This is a genomic window from Myroides odoratimimus, from assembly GCF_004337635.1.
Lineage (GTDB): Bacteria > Bacteroidota > Bacteroidia > Flavobacteriales > Flavobacteriaceae > Flavobacterium > Flavobacterium odoratimimum.
This window is the reverse complement of sequence record NZ_CP037427.1, coordinates 237,673-249,964: the sequence shown is the minus strand read 5'-3', so window position 1 is coordinate 249,964 and position 12,292 is coordinate 237,673. Positions and strand designations below refer to the sequence as shown.

Here is a 12,292-nt window from a genome sequence, read left to right as displayed (position 1 = left end):
ATAGAAAGTACGATTCGAAAGAATTGTAAGCACATAAGCAAAATAAGGGCGTATGGGGAATGCCTAGGCTCTCAGAGGCGAAGAAGGACGTGATAAGCTGCGAAAAGCTACGGGGATTGGCACACACGAGTTGATCCGTAGATATCCGAATGGGGCAACCCAGTATGTTGAAGACATACTATCCAATATGGAGGCGAACCCGCTGAACTGAAACATCTAAGTAGGCGGAGGAGAAGAAAACAAAAGTGATTCCGTAAGTAGTGGCGAGCGAACGCGGAATAGCCCAAACCAAAGTTGTTACGGCAATTTTGGGGTTGTAGGACCACGACATTTCTTGCGGATTTAATAAGAATTACCTGGAAAGGTAAACCGAAGAGGGTGATAGTCCCGTATTGGTAAGAGAAGATAAGGATAGTGGTATCCTGAGTAGGTCGGGGCACGTGAAACCTTGATTGAAACTGGCGGGACCATCCGCTAAGGCTAAATACTCCTGAGAGACCGATAGTGAACCAGTACCGTGAGGGAAAGGTGAAAAGAACCGTGAATAACGGAGTGAAACAGATCCTGAAACCATACGCCTACAAGCGGTCGGAGCTTCTACGTGAAGTGACGGCGTGCCTTTTGCATAATGAGCCTACGAGTTACCGTTGCTGGCAAGGATAAGTGATTAAGTCATGGATCCGTAGCGAAAGCGAGTCTTAATAGGGCGCTTAAGTCAGTAGTGGTAGACGCGAAACCGTGTGATCTACCCATGGGCAGGTTGAAGTTTAGGTAACACTAAATGGAGGACCGAACCGTTTAACGCTGAAAAGTTTTCGGATGACCTGTGGGTAGGGGTGAAAGGCCAATCAAACTCGGAAATAGCTCGTACTCCCCGAAATGCATTTAGGTGCAGCGATGATCGATAGTTACTTAGAGGTAGAGCTACTGATTGGATGCGGGGGCTTCACCGCCTACCAATTCCTGACAAACTCCGAATGCTAAGTAATGATAATCATCAGTGAGGGCATGGGTGCTAAGGTCCATGTCCGAGAGGGAAAGAACCCAGACCATCAGCTAAGGTCCCCAAATGTATGCTAAGTTGAAAAAACGCGGTTTGATTGCCCAGACAGCTAGGATGTTGGCTTGGAAGCAGCCATTCATTTAAAGAGTGCGTAACAGCTCACTAGTCGAGCGATCGAGCATGGATAATAATCGGGCATAAGTATACTACCGAAGCTATGGATTTGCGCATTTAGTTGCGTGAGTGGTAGGGGAGCATTCTAACGGCGCAGAAGGTGATTTGTGAGAATTGCTGGAGCTTTTAGAAAAGAAAATGTAGGCATAAGTAACGATAAGGGGTGCGAGAAACACCCCCGCCGTAAGACTAAGGTTTCCTCAGCTATGCTAATCAGCTGAGGGTTAGTCGGGACCTAAGGCACACCCGAAGGGGGACGTCGATGGCCAACGGGTTAATATTCCCGTACTACTGATAATTGTGATGGAGTGACACAGTGATGAAAGCACCGCGAACTGACGGAATAGTTCGTTGAAGCACGTACCTATAGGTTTGATAGTAAAATGCGTCAGACTTGGAGAAATGCGATAGTACTTTGAGTCTTCGGACAACGAGATAGTGTGCCTAAGGGCTGTCAAGAAAAGCTTCTAAACTTAGATTATTAGTACCCGTACCGTAAACCGACACAGGTAGTCGAGGAGAGTATCCTAAGGCGCTCGAGAGATTCATGGCTAAGGAACTAGGCAAAATAGACCTGTAACTTCGGGAGAAAGGTCGCCAGCGCAAGCTGGCCGCAGTGAAAAGGTCCAGGCGACTGTTTATCAAAAACACAGGGCTCTGCAAAATCGTAAGATGACGTATAGGGCCTGACACCTGCCCGGTGCTGGAAGGTTAAGAGGAGATGTTATCTTCGGAGAAGCATTGAATTGAAGCCCCAGTAAACGGCGGCCGTAACTATAACGGTCCTAAGGTAGCGAAATTCCTTGTCGGGTAAGTTCCGACCTGCACGAATGGTGTAACGATCTGGACACTGTCTCAGCCATGAGCTCGGTGAAATTGTAGTATCGGTGAAGATGCCGATTACCCGCAGTGGGACGAAAAGACCCTGTGCACCTTTACTATAGCTTAGTATTGTTCTTGGATAAGTGATGTGTAGGATAGGTGGGAGACTGTGAAATGGCGTCGCTAGGCGTTGTGGAGTCATTGTTGAAATACCACCCTTTGCTTATTTGAGATCTAACTCCCTTATTGGGGAGGACATTGCTTGGTGGGTAGTTTGACTGGGGTGGTCGCCTCCAAAAGAGTAACGGAGGCTTCTAAAGGTTCCCTCAGCACGCTTGGTAACCGTGCGTAGAGTGCAATGGTATAAGGGAGCTTGACTGAAAGACTAACAAGTCGAACAGGTACGAAAGTAGAGCATAGTGATCCGGTGGTTCCGCATGGAAGGGCCATCGCTCAAAGGATAAAAGGTACGCCGGGGATAACAGGCTGATCTCCCCCAAGAGCTCATATCGACGGGGGGGTTTGGCACCTCGATGTCGGCTCGTCACATCCTGGGGCTGGAGAAGGTCCCAAGGGTTGGGCTGTTCGCCCATTAAAGTGGCACGCGAGCTGGGTTCAGAACGTCGTGAGACAGTTCGGTCTCTATCTACTGTGGGCGTTAGAAATTTGAGTGGATCTGATTCTAGTACGAGAGGACCGAATTGGACCAACCTCTAGTGCATCTGTTGTCTCGCCAGGGGCATCGCAGAGTAGCTACGTTGGGAAGGGATAAGCGCTGAAAGCATATAAGTGCGAAACCCACCACAAGATGAGATTTCTTTAAAGGGTCGTTGGAGATTACAACGTTGATAGGCTATAGATGTAAAGACAGTAATGTCAAAGTCGAGTAGTACTAATAACCCGTAAGCTTATGTGAGTCTCCCCTTGTATTAACAAGGGGAGGGCAACTTTCTAAAGTATAGTTAAGTTTAAAATATCAATATAGTTAAAAATATTAGTTACGTTAAAGTAACAACCGATTTAAGGTGGTTATTGCAGCGGGGCTCACCTCTATCCATTTCGAACAGAGAAGTTAAGCCCGCTAGCGCAGATGGTACTGCTAACCAGTGGGAGAGTATGTCGCCGCCTTTCTTTAGAAATCCTCGCTGATTTTCTAGCGAGGATTTTTTATCTACAAATTTTACTGAAAAAAGGAAAAACTTTAAATAAATATTCAAATTCATTTGGATTGTAAAAAATAAAGTTCTACTTTTGCACTCGCTTTGAAAAACAAGTGAGGCTTAGAAATAAGAAGACACGTTCATAAACATATTGGATTGACAGCATACAAATAAGAGAGTAAGGCAAATCGCTAAGATTTGGAATTATACTTTTTTAATTTACGAAATTAAAAATATACGATGAAGAGTTTGATCCTGGCTCAGGATGAACGCTAGCGGCAGGCCTAACACATGCAAGTCGAGGGGTAGAAAGAGCTTGCTTTTTTGAGACCGGCGCACGGGTGAGTAACGCGTATGCAACCTACCTTATACAGGGGAATAGCCCGAAGAAATTCGGATTAATGCTCCATGGTTTATCGATATGGCATCGTATTGATAATAAAGATTTATCGGTATAAGATGGGCATGCGTATCATTAGCTAGTTGGTGTGGTAACGGCATACCAAGGCAACGATGATTAGGGGTCCTGAGAGGGAGATCCCCCACACTGGTACTGAGACACGGACCAGACTCCTACGGGAGGCAGCAGTGAGGAATATTGGTCAATGGAGGCAACTCTGAACCAGCCATGCCGCGTGCAGGATGACGGTCCTATGGATTGTAAACTGCTTTTGTACAGGAAGAAACCTCCCTACGAGTAGGGACTTGACGGTACTGTAAGAATAAGGATCGGCTAACTCCGTGCCAGCAGCCGCGGTAATACGGAGGATCCGAGCGTTATCCGGAATTATTGGGTTTAAAGGGTTCGTAGGCGGTCAGATAAGTCAGTGGTGAAATTTCCTAGCTTAACTAGGACACGGCCATTGATACTGTTTGACTTGAATAGTATGGAAGTAACTAGAATATGTAGTGTAGCGGTGAAATGCTTAGATATTACATGGAATACCAATTGCGAAGGCAGGTTACTACGTACTTATTGACGCTGATGAACGAAAGCGTGGGGAGCGAACAGGATTAGATACCCTGGTAGTCCACGCCGTAAACGATGGATACTAGCTGTTCGGTTTTCGGACTGAGTGGCTAAGCGAAAGTGATAAGTATCCCACCTGGGGAGTACGTTCGCAAGAATGAAACTCAAAGGAATTGACGGGGGCCCGCACAAGCGGTGGAGCATGTGGTTTAATTCGATGATACGCGAGGAACCTTACCAGGGCTTAAATGTAGATTGACAGATTTGGAAACAGATTTTTCTTCGGACAATTTACAAGGTGCTGCATGGTTGTCGTCAGCTCGTGCCGTGAGGTGTCAGGTTAAGTCCTATAACGAGCGCAACCCCTATTGTTAGTTACCAGCGCGTTAAGGCGGGGACTCTAGCAAGACTGCCGGTGCAAACCGTGAGGAAGGTGGGGATGACGTCAAATCATCACGGCCCTTACGTCCTGGGCTACACACGTGCTACAATGGCAAGTACAGAAAGCAGCTACCTGGCAACAGGATGCGAATCTCCAAAGCTTGTCTCAGTTCGGATTGGAGTCTGCAACTCGACTCTATGAAGCTGGAATCGCTAGTAATCGGATATCAGCCATGATCCGGTGAATACGTTCCCGGGCCTTGTACACACCGCCCGTCAAGCCATGGAAGCTGGGGGTACCTGAAGTCGGTGACCGCAAGGAGCTGCCTAGGGTAAAACTAGTAACTAGGGCTAAGTCGTAACAAGGTAGCCGTACCGGAAGGTGCGGCTGGAACACCTCCTTTCTAGAGAATAATTATAGAAGTATGATACTTTACTCTCGCTGTTAATACCAAAAATAGAATAAAAGAATTAAGTAATACAGAGTCTCGTAGCTCAGCTGGTTAGAGTACTACACTGATAATGTAGGGGTCGGCAGTTCGAGTCTGCCCGGGACTACTAAATTACTAATTCAAAGGAAATACTAGAGGTTAAACTAACCGCCCAAAAGTTACTGTTAACTGTAAGCTGTTAACCAAACACTAGATATGGGGGATTAGCTCAGCTGGCTAGAGCGCCTGCCTTGCACGCAGGAGGTCATCGGTTCGACTCCGATATTCTCCACTAGGCATAATTGCCACAAGTTCATTGACATATTGATAAAACTTAACTAACAAAACAGTTAGAAAGAATAAAAAAGATATAGAAATATATAGAAAGTACGATTCGAAAGAATTGTAAGCACATAAGCAAAATAAGGGCGTATGGGGAATGCCTAGGCTCTCAGAGGCGAAGAAGGACGTGATAAGCTGCGAAAAGCTACGGGGATTGGCACACACGAGTTGATCCGTAGATATCCGAATGGGGCAACCCAGTATGTTGAAGACATACTATCCAATATGGAGGCGAACCCGCTGAACTGAAACATCTAAGTAGGCGGAGGAGAAGAAAACAAAAGTGATTCCGTAAGTAGTGGCGAGCGAACGCGGAATAGCCCAAACCAAAGTTGTTACGGCAATTTTGGGGTTGTAGGACCACGAGATTTCTTGCGGATTTAATTAGAATTACCTGGAAAGGTAAACCGAAGAGGGTGATAGTCCCGTATAAGTAAGAGAAGATAAGAATAGTGGTATCCTGAGTAGGTCGGGGCACGTGAAACCTTGATTGAAACTGGCGGGACCATCCGCTAAGGCTAAATACTCCTGAGAGACCGATAGTGAACCAGTACCGTGAGGGAAAGGTGAAAAGAACCGTGAATAACGGAGTGAAACAGATCCTGAAACCATACGCCTACAAGCGGTCGGAGCCCTTTTGTGGGGTGACGGCGTGCCTTTTGCATAATGAGCCTACGAGTTACCGTTGCTGGCAAGGATAAGTGATTAAGTCATGGATCCGTAGCGAAAGCGAGTCTTAATAGGGCGCTTTAGTCAGTAGTGGTAGACGCGAAACCGTGTGATCTACCCATGGGCAGGTTGAAGTTTAGGTAACACTAAATGGAGGACCGAACCGTTTAACGCTGAAAAGTTTTCGGATGACCTGTGGGTAGGGGTGAAAGGCCAATCAAACTCGGAAATAGCTCGTACTCCCCGAAATGCATTTAGGTGCAGCGATGATCGATAGTTACTTAGAGGTAGAGCTACTGATTGGATGCGGGGGCTTCACCGCCTACCAATTCCTGACAAACTCCGAATGCTAAGTAATGATAGTCATCAGTGAGGGCATGGGTGCTAAGGTCCATGTCCGAGAGGGAAAGAACCCAGACCATCAGCTAAGGTCCCCAAATGTATGCTAAGTTGAAAAAACGCGGTTTGATTGCCCAGACAGCTAGGATGTTGGCTTGGAAGCAGCCATTCATTTAAAGAGTGCGTAACAGCTCACTAGTCGAGCGATCGAGCATGGATAATAATCGGGCATAAGTATACTACCGAAGCTATGGATTTGCGCATTTAGTTGCGTGAGTGGTAGGGGAGCATTCTAACGGCGCAGAAGGTGATTTGTGAGAATTGCTGGAGCTTTTAGAAAAGAAAATGTAGGCATAAGTAACGATAAGGGGTGCGAGAAACACCCCCGCCGTAAGACTAAGGTTTCCTCAGCTATGCTAATCAGCTGAGGGTTAGTCGGGACCTAAGGCACACCCGAAGGGGGACGTCGATGGCCAACGGGTTAATATTCCCGTACTACTAATAATTGTGATGGAGTGACACAGTGATGAAAGCACCGCGAACTGACGGAATAGTTCGTTGAAGCACGTACCTATAGGTTTGATAGTAAAATGCGTCAGACTTGGAGAAATGCGATAGTACTTTGAGTCTTCGGACAAGGAGATAGTGTGCCTAAGGGCTGTCAAGAAAAGCTTCTAAACTTAGATTATTAGTACCCGTACCGTAAACCGACACAGGTAGTCGAGGAGAGTATCCTAAGGCGCTCGAGAGATTCATGGCTAAGGAACTAGGCAAAATAGACCTGTAACTTCGGGAGAAAGGTCGCCAGCGCAAGCTGGCCGCAGTGAAAAGGTCCAGGCGACTGTTTATCAAAAACACAGGGCTCTGCAAAATCGTAAGATGACGTATAGGGCCTGACACCTGCCCGGTGCTGGAAGGTTAAGAGGAGATGTTATCTTCGGAGAAGCATTGAATTGAAGCCCCAGTAAACGGCGGCCGTAACTATAACGGTCCTAAGGTAGCGAAATTCCTTGTCGGGTAAGTTCCGACCTGCACGAATGGTGTAACGATCTGGACACTGTCTCAGCCATGAGCTCGGTGAAATTGTAGTATCGGTGAAGATGCCGATTACCCGCAGTGGGACGAAAAGACCCTGTGCACCTTTACTATAGCTTAGTATTGTTCTTGGATAAGTGATGTGTAGGATAGGTGGGAGACTGTGAAATGGCGTCGCTAGGCGTTGTGGAGTCATTGTTGAAATACCACCCTTTGCTTATTTGAGATCTAACTCCTTGATTGAGGAGGACATTGCTTGGTGGGTAGTTTGACTGGGGTGGTCGCCTCCAAAAGAGTAACGGAGGCTTCTAAAGGTTCCCTCAGCACGCTTGGTAACCGTGCGTAGAGTGCAATGGTATAAGGGAGCTTGACTGAAAGACTAACAAGTCGAACAGGTACGAAAGTAGAGCATAGTGATCCGGTGGTTCCGCATGGAAGGGCCATCGCTCAAAGGATAAAAGGTACGCCGGGGATAACAGGCTGATCTCCCCCAAGAGCTCATATCGACGGGGGGGTTTGGCACCTCGATGTCGGCTCGTCACATCCTGGGGCTGGAGAAGGTCCCAAGGGTTGGGCTGTTCGCCCATTAAAGTGGCACGCGAGCTGGGTTCAGAACGTCGTGAGACAGTTCGGTCTCTATCTACTGTGGGCGTTAGAAATTTGAGTGGATCTGATTCTAGTACGAGAGGACCGAATTGGACCAACCTCTAGTGCATCTGTTGTCTCGCCAGGGGCATCGCAGAGTAGCTACGTTGGGAAGGGATAAGCGCTGAAAGCATATAAGTGCGAAACCCACCACAAGATGAGATTTCTTTAAAGGGTCGTTGGAGATTACAACGTTGATAGGCTATAGATGTAAAGACAGTAATGTCAAAGTCGAGTAGTACTAATAACCCGTAAGCTTATGTGAATCTCCCCTTGTTAATACAAGGGGAGGGCAACTTTCTAAAGTATAGTTAAGTTTAAAATATCAATATAGTTAAAAATATTAGTTACGCTCAATCGTGTAACAACCGATTTAAGGTGGTTATTGCAGCGGGGCTCACCTCTATCCATTTCGAACAGAGAAGTTAAGCCCGCTAGCGCAGATGGTACTGCTAACCAGTGGGAGAGTATGTCGCCGCCTTTCTTTATAGAATCCCCAATCTCGTATGAGGTTGGGGATTTTTTGTTTATATGGATTAGTCATATTTTGTTTCTGCAGACAATATGTTGTTCTATTTTTGTATATTATCTTTTTTTACTTCCCCACAATTCTATTTCTTTGTTTTTTATTTGTATATAATTCTGTTATTAAAATAATTGACCGAATTATATTCTAAATTTATTTAAAATGTTTGTATATAATTCTTTTTGTATGTATCTTTGCACTCGTTAAATACGATATGATGGAGTATAAGTTAGATGAGATTGATTTAAAGATTCTGCGAATGATGCAGGATAATGCTAGAATTAATAATTCAGATATAGCAAAGGAACTTGGTATGGCTCCTTCTGCAGTATTGGAAAGAGTGAAGAAGTTAGAGAATAAGGATGTTCTATTAGCTTATCATGCAAAGGTTAATCCTAAAGCTTTAGATCAAAAAATGCTTTCTTTTATTTTTATTAAAGTTGATGAAATTATTGGAGATGAAGAAACAGGGAGACTCTTGGCAGAGATTCCAGAAGTTTTAGAAGTTCATGATATAGCAGGTGATGATGGTTATATGATTAAAGTACGAACAACAGATTCATTAGCTTTAGTGCATTTAATGAGAAATTCACTATCAAGAATTCAAGGAATTATTTCAACTAGAACAATTATAGTTTTACAAACAGTTAAAGAAGAAAATAAATTAATTATACCAGAAAGGTTAGAGTATTAGTTATGGGAGCAGTTAGTACAAATAGCACAAGTAAAAGCACTGTTGTTGCAGCTTATATCGTTGTATATTTTGTTTGGGGATCAACATTCTTTTTTATTCACAAAGCATTAAGTGATTTTACACCTTTTGTTTTAGGAACGTTACGTTTCTTTAGTGCAAGTATTCTTTTATTGACTTACTGTAAAATGAAAGGGTATAAATTGTTTAATAAGAAAGTAGTTAAGCAAGCATGTATTACTGGGTTCTTATTACTATTTATTGATATGGGGGCTTTGATTTGGGCAGAACAACATGTATCTAGTGGTATTGCCGCTATTATGGCAGCAGCAGCAGCTTTATGGTTTGTCATATTGGATAAGCCTCAATGGAAGAATAACTTTTCAAGTATACCAACTGTATTAGGTTTGATTCTTGGTTTTGTTGGTGTGATTATGTTATTTGCTGAACAGATTAATATTGCTAGTGATGAATCACAACGTCTGTTGAATATTTTCTGTATGGTATTGCTGATTTTAGGATCTATAGCTTGGACAGCTGGATCATTGTATTCGAAATATTCTAAAGATAAGAATACTGATGAAGGAGAAGATCTTCATGTTATGGTTAAAACGTCTTGGCAGATGATTACTGCAGGTGTGCTATTTTGTTTAGTAGCATTATTAAATGGAGAGTTTGCTGCATTTGATCCTATAGAAGTGTCTGTGTCAGGATGGTTTTCATTAGGATATCTAATAACTTTTGGTTCTATTTTAGCTTTTGGCTCTTATATTTGGCTAATTCAGAATAGACCAGTAGTAGAGGTTAGTACTTATGCTTATGTTAATCCTGTTGTAGCTGTGGCATTGAGCTATTTCTTTACAGATGATATTATCACTAGTTTACAAATTGGAGGATTAGTAGTTGTATTATTAAGTGTAGGTTTAATGAACTGGGACTTATATAAGAATAGTAAGTTTATTAAGATATTTAATAAAAAAGCTAAAGCTTCAACTAGTGATAACGAGAAGTTAAACATGACTAATTAGATATTTAATTCTTTTAATATATAATTAAGGTCTATCGCTTATAGCATAGACCTTTTTTGTTCTATAATGAGATTGATTAGCAAGCTATTAATAATAAAATTATGTTATTATATAGTTGTATATATAATATAAAGTTATACTTTTGCACCGCTTTTAGTTCAGAGAAGTTTCGCTAAGGGTGTTTATTTTAAATGTTAAACAACTTCTAGTATTTTATTCTGATATATAGAAACTTATAAAATCTAGAATACAAATTTTTTATCAGAGATGTCTGAAAATATTAAAACACAAGAAGAGTTCTTAAAGGATTTTAACTGGGAAAACTACGAAAATGGTATCGATGCAGTTGAAGAGACTCAATTAAAAGAATTCGAAAGCCTAGTAGAAAAAACATTTATTTCTACTGATGACGAAGAAGTAGTAGAAGGAGTTGTAGTTAGAATTACTGACAGAGACGCTATCGTTGATATCAACGCTAAATCTGAAGGTGTTATTTCTTTAAACGAGTTCCGTTACAATCCAAACTTAAAAGTTGGAGACAAAGTTGAAGTATTAATCGACGTAAGAGAAGATAAATACGGACAATTAGTATTATCTCACAGAAAAGCTCGTACAATCAAAGCTTGGGATAGAGTTATCGCTGCTCACGAGTCTGGAGAGATTGTTAATGGATTCGTTAAATGTAGAACTAAAGGTGGTATGATCGTTGACGTATTCGGAATCGAAGCATTCTTACCAGGTTCTCAAATTGACGTTAAACCAATCCGTGATTACGATCAATACGTGAACAAAACAATGGAATTCAAAGTAGTTAAAATTAACCACGAATTCAAAAACGTTGTTGTATCTCACAAAGCACTTATCGAGGCTGATATCGAAGTTCAAAAGAAAGAAATTATCGGTCAATTACAAAAAGGTCAAGTGTTAGAAGGTGTTGTTAAAAACATCACTTCTTACGGAGTATTCATTGACTTAGGAGGTGTAGATGGATTAATCCACATCACTGACTTATCTTGGTCAAGAATTAACCACCCAAGTGAAGTATTAGAGTTAGACCAAAAATTAAACGTTGTTATCTTAGACTTTGATGATGAGAAAACAAGAATTCAATTAGGTTTAAAACAATTATACGCTCACCCATGGGATGCTTTAGATGCTAACTTAAACGTTGGTGACAAAGTTAAAGGTAAAGTAGTTGTTTTAGCTGATTACGGTGCTTTCATCGAAGTTGCTGAAGGTGTTGAAGGTTTAATCCACGTTTCTGAAATGTCTTGGTCTACTCACTTAAGATCAGCTCAAGATTTCGTTAAAGTAGGAGACGAAGTAGAGGCAGTTATCTTAACTCTTGATAGAGAAGAGAGAAAAATGTCTTTAGGTATTAAACAATTAACTCAAGACCCTTGGACTGATATCACTTCTAAGTACCCTGTAGGTTCTAAACATAATGGTATCGTTCGTAACTTTACTAACTTCGGTGTATTTGTAGAATTAGAAGAAGGAATTGATGGATTAATTTACATCTCTGACTTATCTTGGACTAAGAAAATCAAACACCCATCTGAGTTTGTAAACGTAGGAGATAAATTAGACGTAGTTGTATTAGAGTTAGACGTTGAAGGACGTAAATTATCTTTAGGACACAAACAAACTACTGCTAATCCTTGGGATAAATACGAAGATGCTTACGCTGTTGGAACTGTACATTCAGGAGAAATCTCTGAATTAGTTGACAAAGGTGCTACTGTAGTATTCGAAGATGATGTTGTAGCTTTCATCCCAACTCGTCACTTAGAAAAAGAAGACGGTAAAAAGTTGAAAAAAGGTGAAACTGCTGAATTCAAAATTATTGAGTTCAACAAAGAATTCAAAAGAGTAGTTGCTTCTCACACTTCTATCTTCCGTGAAGAAGAAGAGAAAAATGTAAAAGCTGTTGAAACTGCAAATAATTCTGCAGAAAAAACAACTTTAGGTGATATCGACGCTTTAGCTGAATTAAAAGAAAGAATGGAGAAAGGAAAATAATTCCTAACCTATAAATTTCAAAAGCCCTAACATTTATGTTGGGGCTTTTTTTAT

3 protein-coding genes, 2 tRNA genes and 5 rRNA genes are annotated in these 12,292 nt (G+C 42.2%); all 10 read left to right on the top strand.

Annotated features, from left to right (window positions below):
* Positions 1–31: 31 nt before the first annotated feature.
* Positions 32–2,915 (top strand): 23S ribosomal RNA (locus E0Z07_RS01160).
* Between the two features lie 105 nt (positions 2,916–3,020).
* Positions 3,021–3,130: ribosomal RNA gene (gene rrf, locus E0Z07_RS01155) — 5S ribosomal RNA — on the top strand.
* A 266-nt stretch (positions 3,131–3,396) separates the two neighbouring features.
* Positions 3,397–4,914, top strand: a 16S ribosomal RNA gene (locus E0Z07_RS01150).
* A gap of 80 nt (positions 4,915–4,994) precedes the next feature.
* Positions 4,995–5,068 (top strand) — tRNA-Ile (locus tag E0Z07_RS01145).
* 91 nt (positions 5,069–5,159) lie between these two features.
* A tRNA-Ala gene (locus E0Z07_RS01140) sits at positions 5,160–5,233 on the top strand.
* A gap of 119 nt (positions 5,234–5,352) precedes the next feature.
* Positions 5,353–8,236, top strand: a 23S ribosomal RNA gene (locus tag E0Z07_RS01135).
* A gap of 109 nt (positions 8,237–8,345) precedes the next feature.
* Positions 8,346–8,455 (top strand): 5S ribosomal RNA (rrf, locus tag E0Z07_RS01130).
* Together the 16S, 23S and 5S rRNA genes with 2 tRNA genes alongside form the textbook arrangement of a ribosomal RNA operon.
* A gap of 259 nt (positions 8,456–8,714) precedes the next feature.
* Positions 8,715–9,191, top strand: a complete 477-nt coding sequence (locus tag E0Z07_RS01125) for an Lrp/AsnC family transcriptional regulator (protein ID WP_006261921.1) — start codon at positions 8,715–8,717, stop codon at positions 9,189–9,191.
* A gap of 2 nt (positions 9,192–9,193) precedes the next feature.
* Entirely contained in the window at positions 9,194–10,216 is a 1,023-nt protein-coding gene (locus E0Z07_RS01120) for an EamA family transporter (protein WP_006258797.1), read from the top strand.
* A gap of 267 nt (positions 10,217–10,483) precedes the next feature.
* The gene (gene rpsA / locus E0Z07_RS01115; protein ID WP_006258796.1) at positions 10,484–12,238 is read left to right on the top strand and encodes a 30S ribosomal protein S1; all 1,755 of its coding nucleotides are present in this window, start codon (positions 10,484–10,486) and stop codon (positions 12,236–12,238) included.
* Positions 12,239–12,292 lie beyond the last annotated feature (54 nt).

Bases quoted from the DNA above. Each gene is read 5' to 3' on its own strand.
- E0Z07_RS01125 (WP_006261921.1), top strand. From the start codon at position 8,715: ATGGAGTATAAGTTAGATGAGATTGATTTAAAGATTCTGCGAATGATG.
- E0Z07_RS01120 (WP_006258797.1), top strand. From the start codon at position 9,194: ATGGGAGCAGTTAGTACAAATAGCACAAGTAAAAGCACTGTTGTTGCA.
- rpsA (WP_006258796.1), top strand. From the start codon at position 10,484: ATGTCTGAAAATATTAAAACACAAGAAGAGTTCTTAAAGGATTTTAAC.